Source organism: Leifsonia poae, from assembly GCF_050632195.1.
GTDB lineage: Bacteria > Actinomycetota > Actinomycetes > Actinomycetales > Microbacteriaceae > Leifsonia > Leifsonia poae_C.
On sequence record NZ_CP192580.1, the window covers coordinates 1245025 to 1263583 of the forward strand.

The 18559-nt window shown below is 66.5% G+C and carries 18 protein-coding genes and 2 pseudogenes; 11 read left to right on the forward strand and 9 right to left on the reverse strand.

What is annotated here, in order from left to right; all coding sequences use genetic code 11:
- Nucleotides 1-159: 159 nt before the first annotated feature.
- Nucleotides 160-1062: pseudogene (locus tag ACQ86A_RS06365) on the reverse strand (ABC transporter permease); the annotation flags it as partial.
- Nucleotides 1063-1064: 2 nt separating this feature from the next.
- Here ACQ86A_RS06365 and ACQ86A_RS06370 point away from each other — a divergent pair.
- The 3 genes from ACQ86A_RS06370 to ACQ86A_RS06380 all read left to right on the forward strand — a co-directional run bounded on the left by ACQ86A_RS06370 (nt 1065) and on the right by ACQ86A_RS06380 (nt 5296).
- Entirely contained in the window at nt 1065-1568 is a 504-nt protein-coding gene (locus ACQ86A_RS06370; protein WP_431279733.1) for a hypothetical protein, read from the forward strand.
- A complete protein-coding gene (locus ACQ86A_RS06375; RefSeq protein WP_431279734.1) occupies nt 1565-3856 on the forward strand; it encodes a hypothetical protein in 2292 nt (763 codons plus the stop codon). Before ACQ86A_RS06370 ends, ACQ86A_RS06375 begins: the two co-directional genes overlap by 4 nt.
- 150 nt (nt 3857-4006) lie before the next feature.
- Nucleotides 4007-5296 carry a nucleotide sugar dehydrogenase gene (locus ACQ86A_RS06380; protein ID WP_431279735.1) on the forward strand — a complete coding sequence of 430 codons (1290 nt, stop codon included), beginning with the start codon at nt 4007-4009 and terminating at the stop codon, nt 5294-5296.
- Nucleotides 5297-5356: 60 nt separating this feature from the next.
- Here the strand turns inward: ACQ86A_RS06380 and ACQ86A_RS06385 are convergent, their stop codons facing one another.
- The 7 genes from ACQ86A_RS06385 to ACQ86A_RS06415 all read right to left on the reverse strand — a co-directional run bounded on the left by ACQ86A_RS06385 (nt 5357) and on the right by ACQ86A_RS06415 (nt 10461).
- On the reverse strand, nt 5357-6349 hold the full coding sequence (locus ACQ86A_RS06385) for a hypothetical protein (RefSeq protein ID WP_431279736.1): 993 nt from the start codon (nt 6347-6349) through the stop codon (nt 5357-5359).
- Between the two features lie 20 nt (nt 6350-6369).
- Nucleotides 6370-6753 carry a hypothetical protein gene (locus ACQ86A_RS06390; protein WP_431279737.1) on the reverse strand — a complete coding sequence of 128 codons (384 nt, stop codon included), beginning with the start codon at nt 6751-6753 and terminating at the stop codon, nt 6370-6372.
- Between the two features lie 124 nt (nt 6754-6877).
- Nucleotides 6878-7837: a glycosyltransferase family 2 protein gene (locus tag ACQ86A_RS06395; RefSeq protein WP_431279738.1), complete on the reverse strand. Its 960-nt coding sequence runs from the start codon at nt 7835-7837 to the stop codon at nt 6878-6880.
- Between the two features lie 2 nt (nt 7838-7839).
- Nucleotides 7840-8268, reverse strand: a complete 429-nt coding sequence (locus tag ACQ86A_RS06400; protein WP_431279739.1) for a GtrA family protein — start codon at nt 8266-8268, stop codon at nt 7840-7842.
- Nucleotides 8265-8717: a DUF2304 domain-containing protein gene (locus tag ACQ86A_RS06405; protein ID WP_431279740.1), complete on the reverse strand. Its 453-nt coding sequence runs from the start codon at nt 8715-8717 to the stop codon at nt 8265-8267. The genes ACQ86A_RS06400 and ACQ86A_RS06405 overlap by 4 nt, the downstream gene beginning before the upstream one ends.
- The gene (locus tag ACQ86A_RS06410) at nt 8714-9454 is read right to left on the reverse strand and encodes a glycosyltransferase family 2 protein (protein ID WP_431279741.1); all 741 of its coding nucleotides are present in this window, start codon (nt 9452-9454) and stop codon (nt 8714-8716) included. Before ACQ86A_RS06410 ends, ACQ86A_RS06405 begins: the two co-directional genes overlap by 4 nt.
- Before the next feature lie 29 nt (nt 9455-9483).
- Nucleotides 9484-10461 carry a GDP-L-fucose synthase family protein gene (locus ACQ86A_RS06415; protein WP_431279742.1) on the reverse strand — a complete coding sequence of 326 codons (978 nt, stop codon included), beginning with the start codon at nt 10459-10461 and terminating at the stop codon, nt 9484-9486.
- A gap of 52 nt (nt 10462-10513) precedes the next feature.
- On the opposite strand from ACQ86A_RS06415, the gene ACQ86A_RS06420 reads away from it, so the two are divergent.
- The 8 genes and pseudogenes from ACQ86A_RS06420 to ACQ86A_RS06455 all read left to right on the forward strand — a co-directional run bounded on the left by ACQ86A_RS06420 (nt 10514) and on the right by ACQ86A_RS06455 (nt 18132).
- On the forward strand, nt 10514-11287 hold the full coding sequence (locus ACQ86A_RS06420) for a glycosyltransferase (protein ID WP_431279743.1): 774 nt from the start codon (nt 10514-10516) through the stop codon (nt 11285-11287).
- A gap of 24 nt (nt 11288-11311) precedes the next feature.
- Complete coding sequence (gene gmd, locus ACQ86A_RS06425) at nt 11312-12340, forward strand: GDP-mannose 4,6-dehydratase (protein ID WP_431279744.1); 1029 nt, start codon at nt 11312-11314, stop codon at nt 12338-12340.
- 51 nt (nt 12341-12391) lie between these two features.
- Nucleotides 12392-13396: a hypothetical protein gene (locus ACQ86A_RS06430; RefSeq protein ID WP_431279745.1), complete on the forward strand. Its 1005-nt coding sequence runs from the start codon at nt 12392-12394 to the stop codon at nt 13394-13396.
- A gap of 74 nt (nt 13397-13470) precedes the next feature.
- A complete protein-coding gene (locus tag ACQ86A_RS06435; protein ID WP_431279746.1) occupies nt 13471-14220 on the forward strand; it encodes an ATP-binding cassette domain-containing protein in 750 nt (249 codons plus the stop codon).
- A complete protein-coding gene (locus tag ACQ86A_RS06440; protein WP_431279747.1) occupies nt 14213-15802 on the forward strand; it encodes a DUF2142 domain-containing protein in 1590 nt (529 codons plus the stop codon). Before ACQ86A_RS06435 ends, ACQ86A_RS06440 begins: the two co-directional genes overlap by 8 nt.
- Nucleotides 15799-16908 (forward strand): DegT/DnrJ/EryC1/StrS family aminotransferase, encoded by a 1110-nt coding sequence (locus tag ACQ86A_RS06445; protein WP_431279748.1) that lies wholly within the window; start codon nt 15799-15801, stop codon nt 16906-16908. The genes ACQ86A_RS06440 and ACQ86A_RS06445 overlap by 4 nt, the downstream gene beginning before the upstream one ends.
- Before the next feature lie 4 nt (nt 16909-16912).
- Nucleotides 16913-17260, forward strand: a pseudogene (locus ACQ86A_RS06450) (sugar 3,4-ketoisomerase); the annotation flags it as partial.
- Nucleotides 17261-17373: 113 nt separating this feature from the next.
- A complete protein-coding gene (locus ACQ86A_RS06455) occupies nt 17374-18132 on the forward strand; it encodes a class I SAM-dependent methyltransferase (RefSeq protein WP_431279749.1) in 759 nt (252 codons plus the stop codon).
- Here ACQ86A_RS06455 and ACQ86A_RS06460 read toward each other — a convergent pair.
- Nucleotides 18081-18404: a hypothetical protein gene (locus ACQ86A_RS06460; protein WP_431279750.1), complete on the reverse strand. Its 324-nt coding sequence runs from the start codon at nt 18402-18404 to the stop codon at nt 18081-18083. The two genes, ACQ86A_RS06455 and ACQ86A_RS06460, sit on opposite strands and share 52 nt — an antisense overlap.
- Nucleotides 18405-18559: the final 155 nt, after the last annotated feature.

Genomic DNA, 18559 nt, shown 5'->3' on the forward strand with positions numbered 1-18559 from the left:
GAGGCTGACGGCAAGGGCGATGAAGAGGCGCAGGCCGAGTTCTGGCGGCCAGACCTGGGCCATGGGGCCCGTCGTGGTATCGCCTGCGGCCCAAAGAGCGCGCTGCATCCCGAGGATGGCGATGGTGACCGGGTTGGCGAGGTAGAGCTGCTCCAACCAGTTGCCCTGCAACAGATTGTGCAGGTAGGTGTACGAGTAGACGACCGGCGACGCCCAGAACAGGATCACCAGGGCGATCTCAACGAGGTGCTGCACGTCACGGAGATACACGTTGACGGCCGAGAGGAAGAGCCCGATCGCCGTCGAGAAAACGACCAGCATCACGACCGCCAGCGGTGCGTAGAGAATCTGGGCGCCCCAGTCGAACGGCACGCTCGCGAGGAAGACGATCGCGAGCACGAGTACGACGAGCTGGACCAGGAAGTTGAAGAGAGCGCCGCCGATGGAGCTGAGCGGGAAGATCTCCCGCGGAAGGTAGACCTTCTTGACCAGCCCGGAGTTGGAGAGGATCGAGGTGGTGCTGCTTTGCACGATCTCAGCGAAGAGACCCCACATGGTGAGACCGATGAAGACGAAGATCGCGAAATCGGGAGTGGCTCGAGCGGCGCCGAGGATCTGACCGATCGCGAAGAAGTAGATGAGCAGCTGCGCGAGCGGCCGGAACAGGCTCCAAACGACGCCGAGGCTGCTGTCCTTGTAGCGAGCCTTGAGCTCGCGGCGCACCAGGAGGCCGAGAAGCTCGCGATGAGCCCAGATGTCGGCAAGGGAGCCGAAGGTGCCGCGGAAGAGTCCTGAACGCTGGCCGACAGCCTCAAGCGGTTGGCTCTCGATGAGCGCTGCGCGCGATTGAGCCGCAGTTGTAGTCATAGTTGTCCTCGGGCAGACATTTTCCGGCGGCCGCAGCCAAGTGCTGCGTGATACCAGCCGGAGTCCATGGGACATGTTAACCCAGGCTTCCTGGAGAATTGCGCCGCGTTGTCCCCGTTCTGGGGGCCCGAACGAGCCGGATTCGCCCCCACAGGCGAGCGCGTGGCCGATAGCCTGGACGGGTCCGACGCCCATCCGTGCGCACCTCCGACCAGGAAGCCGTCGTTTTGAGACTCCCGCGCCAGAAACCTCTCGCTGCGCTCGCGCTGCTCGTGGGAACCGTCGCGCTCGCCGCAGGCCTCTCCGCCTGCACCACGGAGACGCCCAGCCCGAGCGGCTCCGCGACTCAGTCCATCTCTTCTCCGACCAGCGCGACACCGAGCGGCACGCCGACGCCGACTCCTGTCATCGAACCAGTGCTCGTCGTCGCGAGCGTCGACGTCGACGGGAAGAACGTCTCGGCATCCGGATATGTCCAGGGTGTCGTGGAGGACGGCGGCTCTTGCGTCTTCTCCTATGAGCGAGAGGGTGCGACGGTGACAGCCGATCATGAGGGTGCCGCTGACAGGATGACGACCTCGTGCGGGCTCGTGCAGTCGCCGATCGACGAGTTCGTTCGCGGCACGTGGAACTTGACCCTCTCGTACGCGACTCAGGGGAAGACGTACACCTCGCAGCCGACCACCGTGGAGATCCCGTGAAGCGCCGACTCGTCGTCATCCCCACCGTCGCGATCCTCTCGCTCCTCGCCGGTCTGCTCGGTGTGTTCACGATCACGCCTGCCGAGCCCGCGTCCGCCGCGGTGGCCTCCGAGTTCGACGCCGGCAACATCATCTCCGACGCTCTCTTCTTCGACGGCGCCGCTCTGTCGGCCGGCGACGTGCAGGCCACCCTCTCGGCCAAAGTCCCGTCCTGTCGCGCGGGTTACACCTGCCTGAAGGATTACCGCCAGACCACGACATCCCGCGCGGCCGTCGCCGGTCGCTGCGACGCATACACCGGCGCGGCCAACGAACTCGCCTCATCGATCATCGCCAAGGTCGGCGCCGCCTGCGGGATCAGCCAGAAGGCGATCCTTGTGCTGCTCGAGAAGGAGCAGGGGCTGGTCAGCGACACGTTCCCCGACAGCGGACAGTACCGGTCCGCTACGGGATACGCCTGTCCCGACACCGCAGCCTGCGACTCGCAGTACTACGGCTTCTTCAATCAGGTCTACAACGCCGCGCTGCAGTTCAAGAGGTACGCAGCGAACCCGGCGGGCTGGAACCACGTCGCCGGTCGCGTGAACGCCATCCGGTACAACCCCAACGCCGCTTGCGGCTCGTCGAACGTCTTCATCCAGAACCAGGCGACCGCGGGGCTCTACAACTACACTCCGTACCAACCGAACGCCGCCGCACTCGCGAACCTCTATGGAACGGGCGACGGATGCAGCGCCTACGGAAACCGCAACTTCTGGCGCATCTACACCGACTGGTTCGGCTCGACGACCGCGGGCACCAGCCTCGTGCGAACGTCGTCGAACGCGACCGTCTACATCGTGTCGGGAGCCAACAAGTACCCGTTGACGAGCCAGGCCATGCTCACGGCGTACGCGCCGCTCGGCCCGGTCGGCTTCGTGTCGCAGGCCTACCTCGACGGCTTCTCGACGATGCAGGCCGCCGGCCGGGTCATGCGCTCCCCGGGCGGCACCATCTACTTCACGGATGCGAGCATCAAGCTCCCGTTCGGCTCGTGCGGTCTCGTCGTCGACTACGGCGGAAAGTGCGACGTCAGCGGGTTCGTGCAGCTCACCGACGACCAGCTCTCGGGATTCGCGAACGGCCCGCTGATGGGGCCCGTCCTCGGCACGACGGCGGGATCACGGTACTACGTGACGCTCGGCACCAAGCGCGAGATCCTCGACAACACGTCGCAGGCCGCCGCGGGGCTGCCGAGCGGGTTCAACGTGCTGACGGAGGACGCCGTCTCGGCGCTGCCGTATGCCAAGCCGATCGTGCGCGACGCCGTCTTCGCCACGCAGCGCGGCACCGCGAACTACAGCTATCTCGGCAACAGCGCGGCCTACCCGGTGGATGCGGGCGCTGTCGCGGGCGCGCGTCTGCCGAGCGCATCGGTCGGCTCGCTGAGCGCTAACAGCCTCGCGATCATCCCGAAGGGCTCCACGTTCAACGGGATCGTCCAGGTGCCGGGCGCGGCAACCAAATACGTGCTCGCCGACGGCGGAAGCTACGTCTGGAACACGGGGTCGACGGCGGCGCTGCCGGCTGTCGCCGTTCCGCAGACATTCCTCGACGCGTATCCGGTCAAGGGGACGATCGTCGCCGGGTCGATGATCAAGACGCAGACTTCGGCGACGGTCTACATCGTCATGGCCGACAAGCTGTTCCCCGTCGGGGCTTGGGAGTCTCTGGTGGCCCTCGCCGGCGGCAAGGACCCGGTCATCTCGACGGTGCCGAATTCGCTCGTCGCCGCGATCCCGAAGGGGCCTGTGGCGCTCACGAGCAACACGCTCGTGCTGTCCACGAACAATGCGACTGTCTACCTCGTCAACGGCGTGACGAACAAGATCGCACTTTCCAACTTCGCCTTCGCGAACGAGGCCGGGATCACCGGATACAGCTTCACTACCCAGGAAAGGCTCGACGCTTACCCCACCTCGACGACCCTGCTCGGTTTCGGTCTCACCTGCGGCTCGACGGATTACGTCAGCGCCGGCGGGAGCGTGCACAAGCTCGACCCGAGCCTGAAGGCGTTGTACCCGTTCACGTTCGTAGCGCTCGACCAATACACCTGCCAGCTGCTCTCGGTGGGAACTCCCGCGACCAAGTTCATCCGCACGCCCGACGGCTCCATCTACTGGCTCGATGCCGGAAAGAAGCGTCCGATCTCCTCGATGCAGCGCTTCGCGGAACTCAGCCAGGGGGCGACCTACCTCAACGTGCACCCTCTCTTTGCCTCGGCGATCCCGACGGGTCCAGCGGCCTGACCATCCGCGACGGATGGACCGGCGAAAGCCCCGGAAGTCGCTCATCCGGTGGTGACGCGCGTCGCCGGTTGCCTTGGCGGAGTTCGGCTGCGAGTCGGCAGCCCGTAGGATTGTCGAGCTTGGTTCGCAATCAGCGGGAGTAATGAACAGATGAAGATCGCCGTAGTCGCCCTGGGAAAGATCGGTCTCCCACTCGCCGTCCAGTTCGCGTCGAAGGGCCACGAGGTGGTCGGCGTCGACGTCAACGCCGCGCTGGTCGACCTCGTGAACGCGAGCACACCGCCCTTCCCCGGTGAGGCCGGGCTGGCCGACGGCCTCGCGTCCGTGGTGGCCTCCGGGTCGCTCAGGGCGACGACGGACTATGCGGAGGCCGTTCCCGGCGCCGATGCCGTCGTGATCGTCGTCCCGCTCTTCGTCGATCAGGATGCGCGGCCCGATTTCACCTGGATGGATGCCGCCACCGCGTCGGTCGGAGAGCACCTCACAGCTGGGACGCTCGTGTCGTATGAGACGACGCTTCCGGTCGGAACGACACGTGAACGGTGGACCCCGCGGCTCGAGCAGGAATCTGGTCTCGTCGAGGGCACAGACTTCGACGTCGTCTTCTCGCCCGAGCGAGTACTGTCCGGCCGCATCTTCGCCGACCTGCGCAAATACCCGAAGCTCATCGGCGGCCTCAGCGAGGCCGGTGCGCGCCGCGCCAAGGACTTCTACGAGGCCGTGCTCGACTTCGACCAACGCGAAGACCTCGTCCGGCCCAACGGCGTCTGGGACCTGGGGTCCGCCGAAGCCGCGGAGTTCGCCAAGCTGGCCGAGACCACGTACCGCGATGTGAACATCGGGCTGGCCAATCAGTTCGCCCGCTATGCGGAGCGCGCCGGCATCGACGTTTATCAGGTCATCGAGGCGTCGAACTCTCAGCCGTACAGCCACATCCACCGGCCCGGGATCGCGGTCGGCGGCCACTGCATCCCGGTCTATCCTCGCCTCTACCTGTGGAACGACCCGGAAGCGACGATCGTGCGTGCGGCTCGCGAGGCCAATGCCGGCATGCCGTCACACGCGGTGAGCATGCTGGAAGGGGCGTACGGCGATCTGTCTGGTGCGCGGGTGGTCGTTCTCGGCGCCGCCTACCGTGGCGGTGTGAAGGAGACTGCGTTCTCCGGCGTCTTCCCCACTGTCGAGGCGCTCCAGGCGCGTGGAGCCGTCCCACTGGTGCACGACCCGCTGTACACCGACGAGGAGCTTCGCAAACTGGGCTTCGAGCCGTACACGCTCGGCGCTCCCGCCGATGCAGCGCTCATTCAGACCGACCACGCCGAGTATCGCGAGCTGGGACCGGCCGACCTGCCCGGCATCACCGCGCTCATCGACGGCCGACGCCTCAGCTCGGCCGAAGCCTGGCCGGGCGTGGTGTACCGGGTCATCGGCGTCGCCTGAGCGACAGCCTCCGGGCGCTGCCGCCCGGGCGACAACGTCCGGGCGACGGCCGGCTGAGTCTCAGGCGAACGTCGGCGAGAACGCCAGGACGACGCCAAGCACGAAGAGGGGATAGGCGACGATCAAGCCGATCGCCAGCCTGCTTCTGATGATGAGTCCGGCCGCAAGCAGGAACGCGGGCAGCAGTGCTGTGCCGTAGCGCGGCGGAATCGGGAAGTACGTGCCCTGCAGGTCCAGTGCGACGGCCAGTAGCGGAGCACCGAGGATCGCCAGAACGGCGATCGAGTACACCAGGGTGGCGTTCGCACGTCGCCAGGTGTAGATGGCGACCGCGCCGACAACGCCGCCGATCGTGATCCAGGCCAGGGGTTCGACGATGAACGGCTGGATCGGCAGGCCCAGCGTGGTGCGGCCGGTGATGTTGACGTTCGAGATGATCGTGCCCGGCAGGAAGTTGACGAACTGGGAGCCGAAATCCTTCAAGGACATCTGGCCGGTCACCCCCTGGTTCGCCGCCGGACCGATCGCGATCGCCGCACGCAGGGCCAGCCAGCCGATCTCGGCGACGAGCGCCGCGATCACGCTGCTCGCAGCGATGACGAGATAGCCGTCGTCGCCCCGGCCCGCGAACGCCGCGCGCCACTCGAATCCGCGGCGTCTCGGGTTCTCCCGGATGCGCCTGATCACGAGTTCGAGCACCAGGTAGAGCGCAACGAGAAGCACCGCGAGGATACTCGTGATCTTGAACAGCGTGGCCACGCCCCCGATCAACGGGAGCCACCATCCCGACCAGTGACCGCGCACGAATTTGATCGCGGCGATGAGCATCAGGGCGCCGAGCGCGAGCACCGGCGCATCGGTACTGACGAAGGTGAAGGTCCACCACGCGAACGGCGACGCGATCACCGCTAAGCCGAGACCGAGGATGATCACCGGTTTGATCCTGAACAGACTCAACAGCCACGCGAAGAGGAGCATCCCTCCCGCCAACCAGAAAGCACCCGTGAAACGGGCCGCCTCGACCAGGGAGGTGTGCGTGACGGCCTGGATCACCTTCGCCGCCGGCCAGGTGATCAGGAAGTACAGGGGGTGTAGCCGTCGGCGGAGGTGATGCCGCCCTGCGGGAACTCGTCGAGGTGGGCTGCGTAATCCGATCCGCACTCCGGTCCCATCGGACCGTATTCGCGCACGCCGGTGCAGGCCATGAGCTTCAACGCCTCCGGGCCGATCTCCTGCCCTCGCGGGATGAGGACCTGCTGGGGGAGCTTGTAGAGGTAGTCGGCGTAGACCCACTCGTCGATCGGCGAAAGCGCCTCAGTGTGGTGGGCTGTCACGGTGAATCCCATGACGAAGGAGGCGAACACGAGCAGCAGCGGAACCCACCGTCGCCGGGTCGCCGCCCACGTGCGTCGAGTCCACGACGGCCGGACGGTCTGCTGCTCGATGGTGTTCTGCATGGATGCTCCCCGATTCGGTTGCTGTCGACGAGCGCGCTGCCCTGATACCGCGATCGATACTATTACAGCTCCGCACGCGGGCGCGGTAAGGCCGCGCGAGGGTGCGGGCCGGGTGAAGAAGGGCTCAGTCCCCGAACGGCGGGAGATTCGGCGTGGACGGACTCGCCTGGATGTCGAGCTGCAGCGCGCTGATCAGCATCTGCGAGCCCAGGATCAGCGGGAGCGCGGCGAGCATCACGGTCGCGGCGGTGGCGACGGCCGAGGCCGCGATCTGGAAGCACACCCAGATGGCCACGCCGAGCCCCACCACGAACAGGATGAGACCGAGGAAGAGCAGCAGGGCGATGGGCGAGAACGACCAGAGCACATAGCGGTACCAGATGCGACGCCAGAACCCGCGCGTGAGCAGGGCGAGCAGTTCGGGCACCACCTTCGACAGACGGATGCTGGACACCTCCTCGCCGTAGACCGCGGGGATGGGGACGTCTGTGGCGGGAACCTGCAGGATGTTGAGGTGGATGAGCAGGTCGTTCTCGAAGCTGTAGCGCTTGGACACGTTGTCGAGCGGCACCCGCTTGAGCACCTCGGTGCGAATGGCGGTGTACCCGTTCTGCGGGTCGAACAGATTCCAGTACCCGGAGGCAAGTTTCGTCATGAACGACAGCACGATGTTGCCGAAGACGCGGTGTCCCGGCATGCCGTGGAACGACTCCGGGGAGAAGAACCGGTTCGCCTTGGCGAAGCCGTAGCCGTCGGTGGTGACCGCATCGAGGAGAGGCGGGAGGTAGTCGGGGTCCATCTGCGCGTCGCCGGCCATGATGACGTTCACGTCGGCGCCGAGCTCGATGGCCACGCGGTGCCCGGTGATGATCGCTCCGCCGACGCCCTGATTGACCTCGTGCCGAACCAGCGTGACACGAGGATCGTCGACTCGGCGCACGACGTCGCTCGTCGCGTCGGGGCTGTGGTCGTCGACGATCACGATGTGATCGACGATCTCCGGCATCGTCTCGATGACCGTCGCGATCATCGCCTCTTCTTTGTAAGCGGGCACGACCGCAGCGATGCGGGCTCCGTTGTACACGGTCAGGTCCTCTCGGTCGATGCCTGATCGGCATCGGTGGTCTGCTTCCTGGGATCGACGAAGACCCAGTATCGGTATGCGAAGTAGTTCCAGACGGTCGTGACGATCGTGGCCACGACCTTGCCGCCGATCCATCCGAGCGCGGAGCTGTTGATCAGGGAGACGATGGCGATCGTCGCCAGGGTGTTGAAGATGACCAGGATGGTATATCGCAACACGGCGCGACCGTGCGGTGCGCTCGAGAGGAACGAGAACATCCGTTGGATCGTGTATGTGAAGGCGAAACTCAGCAGGAAGGCCACCCCGCTCGCGAGCCAGACCGGCCAGAGGAGCACGTTGTGCAGGAGGGCGAGCAGCCCGAAGTCGACGAGGAAGCTGAGGCCGCCGGCGATCAGGTACCGCACCGCCGAGTGGGAGAGGAGTCGCCTCATCGTGTTCTTCCGTCGGAATCGCTGCCCTGGTCGTCGCCGCTGCGGTCGTGTTCGTTCGTCTGGGGGGCCGGTCGGGGAGTCCCTTCGAGGGCTGCTTCGAGTGCCTTCTCGAGCTGCAGGATGCGGAGGTCGTGCATCACCGCAGTCTCGGCCAAAGTGCGGTTCTGGCTCTCGAGATCCGTCAGCTCGGCGCTGTGCTGCAAGCACACCAGGAAGAGGATGGCGACGCTGACGAAGAAGACCAGGTTGGTCGGGATGGCGATGCCGACGAGATCCGCAGCCCAGCGCAGGGTCTGCGGGAAGATCCCGATGATCAGTGCCAGCACGCCGGCCAGCAGCCACCAAACCGCGTGCCGCTCGCGCAACCGGCGACGGCGGAGCATCTCGATGACGATGACGAGGGTCAGCAGGGCCGCCAGGATCCCGAAGATGTAGCTGGCTACGTTCAAGGTCGCTCCCCGATCCCCTCGCGGAGCGGGATGTTCGGCCGGATGAAGGCGAACATCACCGCCATGCCCACCCTGGCGAGGAAGACGGCGGCCTTGATCGGGTTGTGCGAAGGGACGCCCGCGGCGCGAGGCCGCATCGACACGGGGACCTGGGCGACGACGCAGCCGGCGCGGGCCGCGATCACGAGCGACTCGATCGTGTCACCGAGGTACTCAGCGGGGTAGTGCCGGGCGAACAGGCGAACGGCGCGCGGTCCTGACGCCCGGAAGCCGGACGTCGTGTCGGTTAGTTTGACCTTAGCCGTGCGGCTCAGTACCCGCGCCAGAACGACCATCGCCCATCGCCGCGGGCCCGCGGCGGCGTAGTCGCCTTCTCCCGCGAACCGGGCCCCGAGAACGATATCCGCCGCGTCTAGTCCAGCGAGCAGCTTCACGACGTCGGCCGGGTCGTGCTGACCGTCGGCGTCGACCTGCACGACGTTCCGGTAGCCGTTCGAGAGCGCGTACTTGAAGCCCAAGCGCATCGCGCCGCCGACGCCCAGGTTGAACGGGAGTTGGGCCACCGCGGCGCCCGCCTGGCGGGCCGTGGCGGCTGTGTCGTCGGTCGATCCGTCGTCGACGACCAGACAGCCGACGCCGGGAAGATGGTTCAGCACCTCGGTCACGACTTCGCCGACGGAGGCCGCCTCGTTGTATGCGGGCATGACGATGAGAGTCTCACTCAGGGATGCCGGCATGTCGGAGAGCCTATCAACGGTCGCCGTGCTCACTTTGAGCGCAGCGACTCCAGGTGGCCGAGATACCACTCGTAGGTGTTGGCGATGCCGTCGGGGAGCGCCATCCGCGCCCTCCAGCCGAGGTCGCTCAGGCGCGACACATCGAGCAGCTTGCGTGGCGTTCCGTCGGGCTTCGACGTGTCTTGGACGAGCGCTCCGGTGAACCCGACGGCCGACGCGATGGTCTCGGCGAGTTCGCGGATCGAGACGTCGTCGCCAACGCCGACGTTGATCGTGTCGGGTGAGTCGTAGTTCTCGAGCAGGAACAGGGTGGCGTCGGCGAGATCGTCGACGTAGAGGAACTCGCGGCGGGGCGTGCCGGAGCCCCAGATGGTCACCTCGTCGACACCGTCCCGAGCGGCCTCGTGCAGACGACGCATCAACGCCGGAAGGACATGCGAGTGCTCGGGATGGAAGTTGTCGCCCGGCCCGTAGAGGTTGGTCGGCATCGCGGAGATCCAGTGGCGTCCGTACTGCCGGCGAGAGGCCTGCACCTGCATGATCCCCGCGATCTTGGCGATCGCGTATGCATCGTTCGTGGGTTCGAGGGGACCGGTGAGCAGCGAGTCCTCTCGGATCGGCTGCGCCGCGAACTTGGGATAGATGCAGGACGAGCCGAGAAAGAGGAGACGGTCGACAGACACCGCATTGGCAGCATCCATCACGTTGACCTGGATCTGCAGGTTGTCGCTGAGGAATTCGGCCGGGTAGGTGTTGTTGGCGAGGATGCCGCCCACCCTTGCCGCGGCGTCGATCACGACATCGGGCCGGGTGCGCTCGAAGAAGGAGAAGACCGCCGCGCGGTCGCGCAGGTCGACCTCGGCCGAGGTCGCTCCGACCAGGTCGGTGAAGCCCGCTTCGGCGAATCGTCGCCAGATGGCGCTCCCGACGAGTCCACGGTGCCCGGCGATGTATACCCTTGCCGACCGGTCGAGAGAAAACGGGGAGGTTGTGCTGGCTATACTCACTGGGACCTATCTGGGCAGGCAACTGCATCGAACGTGGAGCTACTTTAGGATAATGCCTCGGCCTGAGATCCTCGTCGTCCTTCCCACCCTGGGCGACCGCATCGACACCCTGCGCGAAACGCTCGACTCGGTCGACGCTCAGCGGGCGGATGTCGCTCTCACCCTGGTCGTCATCGCACCGCCTTCAGCGACGGAAGCGCGCGCGCTCGCCGCCGAGCACGGAGCCGTGATCGTCGACGACCCGAAGACGGGGATCTCGGCGGCGATCAATCGCGGAGTCGCTGCGCGCGACGGCGAGAGCTACTACGCCTGGATCGGCGACGACGACATGTTCCGGGCGGGCGGCCTCGCCCGTCTCAAGGCGATGCTCGACAAGGACGAAAGCGCAGTGCTCGCGTACGGCGGCTGCGAGTACATTGATCCCTCCGGCAAGATCCTCGCCACGAGCAACGCCGGCGGTCTCGCGAAGGTCCTCCTGGCTTGGGGACCGGACCTCATCCCGCATCCGGGGACCATGATCAGGCTCGACGCGCTCGACGCGATCGGGGGCTTCGACGAAGACCTCAAGTACTCGATGGACCTCGACGCCTTCCTCAAACTGCGCCGGCACGGCCGTTTCATCTGGACGAGGGTGCCCGTCTCGGCGTTCCGCTGGCATCCGGACTCGCTGACCGTCGCGAACCGCCGGGCTTCGAGCCTCGAATCGGAAGGCGTCAAGCGGAGGCACCTGCCCGCGGTGCTGCGGCCGCTCAGTCCGCTGTGGAACCATCCGATCCGCTGGGCCTCGGCATACGCGGCCGGTCGCGTGAACGCCCAGGCTCGCTGAACGGCGCTGCGTTAGGCTCGGATCATGACCGAAACCCGTCCGAAACGCGCGCTGATCACCGGTATCACAGGACAGGACGGAAGCTATCTTGCGGAGCTGCTGCTCAGTAAGGGCTACGAGGTGCATGGACTGATCCGTCGCGCCTCCACGTTCAACACGGCGCGCATCGATCACCTCTACACCGACCCGCATGTCGCGGGCACCCGGCTGTTTCTGCACTACGGCGATCTCAGCGACGGCTCGCGGCTGGTCACACTGCTCAGTACCGTCCAGCCCGACGAGGTCTACAACCTCGCCGCGCAGTCGCACGTGCGGGTGAGTTTCGACGAGCCCGAGTACACCGGCAATTCGACCGGCCTCGGCACCATCCGGCTCTTGGAAGCGATCCGGATGGTCGGGCTCGAGTGCCGCTTCTACCAGGCGTCGAGCTCGGAGATGTTCGGCGCCACGCCGCCGCCGCAGAACGAGGAGACGCCGTTCTACCCGCGCTCGCCGTACGGCGCCGCGAAGCTCTATTCGTACTGGGTCACCCGCAACTATCGCGAGGGCTATGGATTGTTCGCCGTCAACGGCATTCTCTTCAACCATGAGTCGCCCCGGCGCGGAGAGACTTTCGTCACGCGCAAGATCACGCGGGCGGTCGCCCGGATCAAGGCGGGCGTGCAGTCGGAGCTCTTCATGGGCAACCTCGATGCCGTGCGGGACTGGGGGTACGCGCCCGAATACGTCGAGGCGATGTGGCGGATGCTCCAGCACGACGACCCGACCGACTACGTCGTCGCCACGGGCGCCGCGTACACGGTGCGCGACTTCCTCCAGATCGCGTTCGAGCACGCGGGGCTCGACTGGGAGCGTTACGTCCGGTTCGACGAGCGGTACCTGCGGCCGACCGAGGTCGACGCGCTCGTCGGTGACGCGAGCCGTGCCCAGGAGCTGCTCGGATGGACACCGAAAGTGCACACCCCGCGCCTTGCCCAGCTCATGGTGGATGCTGACATCGCCGCCCTCGACGCCGCGGGACGGCCCTGGATCGACACGGTCGTCAGTGCCTAGGCGGCGCTAGCTCGAAGATTCGGCTCAGAAGCACTGCGATAGTCTTTACCAATGCTCAGAGCCGTTCGCACCTCCCTGGGCTTCATGACCCCCTCCGAGCGGTTGAAGTTCATCGTCCTCGTCGTCGGCCGCACACTGTCAGGGCTGCTGGATGTCGTCGGCATCGCGCTCATCGGCGTGATCGCGGCCGTCGGAACGGCGCAACTCGACAGCAAGGCCTCCTCTACGGGCCCGATCGAGATCGCCGGTGTGCGGCTCCCTTTCTCCGGACCGTATGCTCTCCTTTGGCTCGCGGTCATCGTGCTCGTCGTCTTCGTGGGTAAATCGTTTCTCGCGGTCATCCTCACCCGCAGGCTCGCCTTCCTGATCGCCTCAGTCGAGGCACGGAACGCGATTGACGTCGCCAGGCTCCTTCTCTACGGCTCGCTCGACGAGTCGAACCGCTACTCCAAAGCGGAGTACCAGTTCACGATCACCGGCTCTATGACCGCTGCGTTCACGAGTCTGCTGAACAGCATTGCCATCATCATCAGCGAGGGATTCCTGCTGATCCTGATCTGCGGGTCGTTCTTCTTCGTCGATCCGGTGGCCGCCGTCTTCGCGCTCCTCTATTTCGCCGCGGTGGCCGTGGTGATCCAGCTGGTGATCGGCCGGAGCCTCAAACGGGCCGGTCGCGCCGCTGCGGAGGGCTCGATCATGACGAACTCCCTGGTCAGCGACAGTCTCGACACCTTCCGCGAGCTGTCGGTGCTCGGCAAGCAAGAGCTCTACATCAACCGGATGCACGACGCGCGGACACGCCTGTCGCAGAGCAGCGCGACGACCACGTTCCTCTCGGGCATGCCCCGCTATGTCATCGAGACCGCACTGATCGTCGGCGTCGTCGTGCTCGTCGCGCAGCAGCTCACGACGAACGGTCTGGTCAGCGGCGTGGCCACTCTGGGCGTCTTCCTCACCGGTGGCACCCGGATCATGGCATCGCTGCTTCCCTGCAGAATTCGGTCGGACAGATCAAGACCAACGTCGAACAGTCCAGGCTGGCGCATACCCTCCTGACGGAGCACCACGAGCTGCAGGCGCGGAGGCCGGCGCGCACGCAGATCGATCGTGCGCAGTTCGGCGCGGCCGGGTTGTCGGTCGACATCCAAGACGCCGATTTCGCCTACCCGGGCTCGGACGTCAAGGCGCTGAACTCGATCTCGCTCACCGCTGATCCGGGCGAGTTCGTGGCCATCATCGGTCCGTCAGGAGCGGGCAAGACGACCCTCGTCGACATGCTGCTCGGCCTAGTCCCCGGCCAGCAGGGCACGGTGCGCATCGGCGGCGCCGACCCGCTCGACGTACGTTCCTCTTTACCCGGTCTCGTCTCCTACGTGCCGCAGCGCCCCGGGATGGTGTCCGGGACGATCGCCGAGAACATCGCCCTCGGTGTCGCCGGTCCCGACATCGATCGTGCGCGACTGTCTGCCGTCGTGCGCGCCGCCTATCTCGAGGACTTCATCGCCAGCCTTCCCGACGGCATCGACACGTCGGTGGGCAAGCAGTCAAACGCGTTGAGCGGTGGGCAGGTGCAACGGATCGGGCTGGCCCGCGCTCTCTACACGCAACCGAAGCTGCTCATCATGGACGAGGCGACGAGCGCGCTGGATGCGGCTTCCGAAGCATTCATCAGCGAGAGCCTCCGCGAGCTGCACGGCAGTGTCACCGTGATCGTGATCGCGCACAGGCTGTCCACAGTTCAGCACGCAGACGATGTCTACCTGATCGAGTCGGGGCGAGTCACGGCGCGAGGCGACTTCCAGACACTCACAGCGACGGTGCCGACGGTCGCCGAGTACGTCAAGCTCATGTCCTTCGACGAGGTCGCGGCCGATGACTGATCTCCGCGCCCCCGAGTACGATGCCACCGCCGGGGACCCCGGTGATTCCGGCCCGGCCGCTCGGCGCCCCGTGAGAGCCGGTGGGTCGTTCCGCCTGATCTTCCTCGCGCCGGCCATCGCGCTCATCGCGCTTCTCGCCTGGGTACTCGCGTCGCCGGTCGGCGCCAGCCCCGACGACGACTTCCACCTGGTGAGCACCTGGTGTGCGCTCGGTGATCGCCCGGGACTCTGCGAGCCCGGTGACACGGCCGGCGAGCGCACCGTGCCCGCCTCCCTTGTCTCAGGTGCCAAGTGCTACGTGGGAAAGCCGACCGTGAGCGCGGAATGTCAGGAGCGTGCGCTCGCGTCGACGGCGACGGTGTCCTCAGACCGCGGCAACTTCCGAAACTCGTATCCGCCCGTCTACTACGCGGTGATGGGCGCGTTCGCCAGTCCGAACATCGTGGGGTCGATCCTCGTCATGCGGGTGCTCAATGTGCTCATCTTCATCGGGATGGGGACGGCCCTGTACGCCCTGCTGAGTCCGTCCCGGCGGCGCACCCTGCTCTGGATGTGGCTCATCTCCACGGTGCCTCTCGGGCTGTTCATCATCGCGTCGAATAATCCGAGCTCTTGGACCATCACGGGCCTCGGCGGGGCGTGGCTGGCCCTCCTCGGCTACTTCGAGTCGGGCGGTCGCCGAAGAGTGCTCTTCGCGCTCCTGTTCATCGTCTCCGTCTTCCTCGCCGCGGGCTCACGGGGTGACGGCGCCATCTACATCGTGATCGCTATCGGGGCTGTCCTGGTCCTGACCGCACGCCGGGCGCGGGCCTACTGGATCAGTGCGATCCTCCCGGCGGCGATGGCCGTCGTCGGTCTCGCGTTCTACTTCACGACGACGACGGGCGCCATCGCGTCGACCGGCCTCAACGACGGAAACCCCGACGTCGTCGTGCACGATGCGATGACCGTCTTCGTGCGCAACCTCGCCCAGGCGCCCTCTTTGTGGGCGGGAGCGTTCGGAACCTGGCCGCTCGGCTGGTTCGACACCGAGATGCCCGCCATCGTCACGCTCGGCGCCACCGGCTGCGCCTTCGCCCTGGTGTTCGTCAATCTCGCCTCGATGAATCGTCGAAAGCTGCTCGTGCTCATCGGCGTCGGCTTCGTGTTGTACGCTCTGCCCGTCTTCGTGCTGCAGCGCAGCCTCAACGTGGTCGGAACGCAGGTGCAGCCACGCTACCTCCTTCCGCTCTTGATCCTGTTCCTGGGCGTCGCGATGCTGCAGGTCGGGCGTCGCGAGATCTCGCTCACGCGCTTGCAACGCGTCGTCATCATGGCGACGCTCGCCGTCGCCCAAGCGGTCGCCCTGTACTACAACATCCGTCGCTACACTGTCGGCGATACCGCGACGGGCTGGCGGCTGAGCGGCGAAGGCAGCTGGTGGTGGTCGACAGCGGTCACCCCGACGGCGGTCGTCCTGATCGGCTCCGTCGCTTACGCCCTCCTGGTCTTCGTCTTGGTGCGGGAAGCCGCTCTTGTGCGCCCCCGTCGCGACGACGGCGCATCCGGAGACCGTCCACGAGAGATTGCGAACGCCCTATGACCTCGCCCGGCCGCATCCCGTTCAACGACCTGTCGCGCATGCCGACCGACCTCTCCGCCGCCATAGCGTCGGCCGTCGCCGGAGTGATCGAGAGCGGCTGGTTCGTTCTCGGACCCAACCACGCGGCCTTCGAGACCGAGTTCGCCGCCTATCTCGGCGCCCGTGAGGCGGTACTGGTGGCGAACGGCACCGACGCGCTGGAGCTGGCGCTAGCGGCCGTCGGCGTCGAGGCGGGCGACTTCGTCGTCACCGTCGCCAACGCGGGGGCTTACACCAGCGTCGCGACGCGACTCCTCGGCGGTGTTCCGGTGTACTGCGACATCGACCCGTCCACTCTGCTCATGAGCGCCGAGACCTTCGAGGCCGCGATCGCCGGGCTTCCCATCGCGCCGAAGGCGGTCGTCGTCACCCATCTCTATGGTGCGCTGGCGCCGACCGGCGCGATCGCGGCCGTGGCGGCCAGGCACGGCATCCGGGTAGTCGAGGACTGTGCGCAGTCGATCGGAGCCCGAGCGGGCGAGCGCATGGGCGGCCTGGCCGGCGACATCGCCACGACGAGCTTTTACCCCACCAAGAACCTCGGCGCGCTTGGCGACGGCGGGGCCGTCTTCACCGACGACTCCTCCCTCGCGGAAGCGGTGCGGCAGATGCGGCAGTACGGCTGGACGGCCAAGTACCGCATCGGGCGGGCGCATGGGCGCAACAGTCGGATGGACGAACTCCAGGCGGCGATCCTCCGGGTGAAGCTGCCGCTGCTCGACGCGGCCAATGAGCGCAGACGAGCCATTCACACTGTTTACGAGTCGGCTGCACCGATCGGCGCCCGCCTCGTGAACTCGTCGTCGCCGGCGTTCACGGCGCACCTCGCTGTGCTCACGACCGAGCACCGGGCGACGGCGCGCGAAGCCCTCGACGCCGCGGGCATCGGCACGGATGTGCATTATCCGATCGCCGATCACCGTCAGGCCTTCCCCGATTTCACGCCTCTGCCCGCCGAGCTGCCCGTCACCGACTGGGCGACGGAGAGCGTGTTGTCCATCCCGCTGTTCCCAGAGCTCACCGACGACGAAGTGGCTCGTGTCCGCGACGCCATCGACGGGCTGTGAGGGCATGACAAAACCGGAACGGCCGTGGCCCGGACTCGTCGACCTCGCGGAGATCGTCGATGCCAAAGGATCGCTGGCGGTCGGCGAGATCGGCAAGCAACTCCCGTTCAGGGTCGAGCGCGTCTTCGTGATCTCCTCGGTGCCCGAGGGGGAACCGCGCGGCATCCACGCTCACCGCGAGTGCCAGCAGTTCCTCATCTGCGTGAGCGGTTCGGTGAAGGCTATGGTCGACGACGGCGAGCGACGAACGGTGGTGACCCTCGACCGGCCGTCTGTCGGGCTGTACATGCCGGCGCTCACCTGGGGGACTCAGTACGACTATTCGGATGACGCCGCGCTCGTTGTGCTCGCATCGCACCCCTACGACCCCGAGGACTATGTGCACGAATACGATGAGTTCGTGACGCTGGTCAACGCCGAACCCGAGACGCCTCGGGAGCAGCACCCCCGACGAAGGAGAACTAGGTGTCAGTCCTGTCCCGGCTCGTTCCGATCGCGTCGCAGCGTTTCCCGAAGCTGTCCAGCCGGGTCCTCGCATCCAGCGGTTACACGCTCGATGTCGACTCGTTCGGCGACGGCGCGTTCTCCGTGTGGAGCGACGCCACCGCACGACGGCAGGACAGGGCGTGGCAGCCGATCATCGCCGACGCGCTAGCCGGAAATCCCCGGGAGGACGTCGTTTCGCTGCACGCCGCGGTCGACGCGCTGCCGGCGCGGCCGTCGAGCCTGCTCGAGTCGGGCTGCGGCGGCGGCTACAACTCGGCTGTCCTGACCGCGTGGCTTCCGGAAGCCGACTACCTCGGGATCGACATCTCGGCGTCGATGATCGCGCTGGCGACCGAGCACTACCCGGCCCAGAACTTCGAGGTCGCCAGTGCATACGATCTTCCCGCCGCCGACAGCAGCCGTGACGTCGTGATCGACGGTGTCGCGCTCATCCACATGCCCGACTGGCAGCGCGCCGTCTCCGAATACGCCCGCGTGACCCGGGGACACGTCATCCTGCACGGCGTCACCGTGACGGAGCTTCCGACGACCAGGTTCGCGAAGTACGCGTATGGGCAGCCGGCGCAGGAGTTCGTGTTCAACCGCGCTGAGCTCCTCGGCGTGGCCGAGAAGAACGGTCTACGGCTCATGAGCACCCATCCGGGGCTCGACTACGACCTTGCCGACTACCTCGGGATCCCGTCTGTCTCCGAAGCCTGGGTGCTCTCGCTCGCCTGAAGCGCGGACGCACGGAGGGCGTTCCCGGACACGATCGAGAGAGCGTCGATCAGTCCGCGCTGAGCACGGAACAGCAGTCCGCGGAGACCGGCGCCCCGTTTCGCTACGGCTCGTGCGGGGGCGTTCGCGGCGGCGAACGACTCCCATTCGAGCAGTCGTTTCAAGTAGGGCACGTATGCGCCGTGACGCAGCGCGGAGGTCATGGGACTGCGGTAGAGCAGCTGGCTCGTGATGAACCAGTCGCCGCGGCGACGGATGCCGTGGAAGTGCATGAAGACCAGCGGATCGTGGCCGTCGACCAGCCAGGCGCCTCCGGAGGAGCCGAGGCGGGTGCGGCTGGTGTTCCACGGTGCCAGGTTCAGGCCGCCTCCAGTGAGCGAGACGACACCGTCGAACCGTGCCGGGAACTGGTCGAGGTACCCCTGGT

Coding starts and splice junctions, on each gene's coding strand:
- ACQ86A_RS06445 (WP_431279748.1), top strand. CDS start 15,799: ATGACCTCGCCCGGCCGCATCCCGTTCAACGACCTGTCGCGCATGCCG.
- ACQ86A_RS06460 (WP_431279750.1), bottom strand. CDS start 18,404: ATGCACTTCCACGGCATCCGTCGCCGCGGCGACTGGTTCATCACGAGC.
- ACQ86A_RS06390 (WP_431279737.1), bottom strand. CDS start 6,753: ATGCAGAACACCATCGAGCAGCAGACCGTCCGGCCGTCGTGGACTCGA.
- ACQ86A_RS06380 (WP_431279735.1), top strand. CDS start 4,007: ATGAAGATCGCCGTAGTCGCCCTGGGAAAGATCGGTCTCCCACTCGCC.
- ACQ86A_RS06400 (WP_431279739.1), bottom strand. CDS start 8,268: ATGAGGCGACTCCTCTCCCACTCGGCGGTGCGGTACCTGATCGCCGGC.
- gmd (WP_431279744.1), top strand. CDS start 11,312: ATGACCGAAACCCGTCCGAAACGCGCGCTGATCACCGGTATCACAGGA.
- ACQ86A_RS06430 (WP_431279745.1), top strand. CDS start 12,392: ATGCTCAGAGCCGTTCGCACCTCCCTGGGCTTCATGACCCCCTCCGAG.
- ACQ86A_RS06440 (WP_431279747.1), top strand. CDS start 14,213: ATGACTGATCTCCGCGCCCCCGAGTACGATGCCACCGCCGGGGACCCC.
- ACQ86A_RS06410 (WP_431279741.1), bottom strand. CDS start 9,454: ATGCCGGCATCCCTGAGTGAGACTCTCATCGTCATGCCCGCATACAAC.
- ACQ86A_RS06420 (WP_431279743.1), top strand. CDS start 10,514: ATGCCTCGGCCTGAGATCCTCGTCGTCCTTCCCACCCTGGGCGACCGC.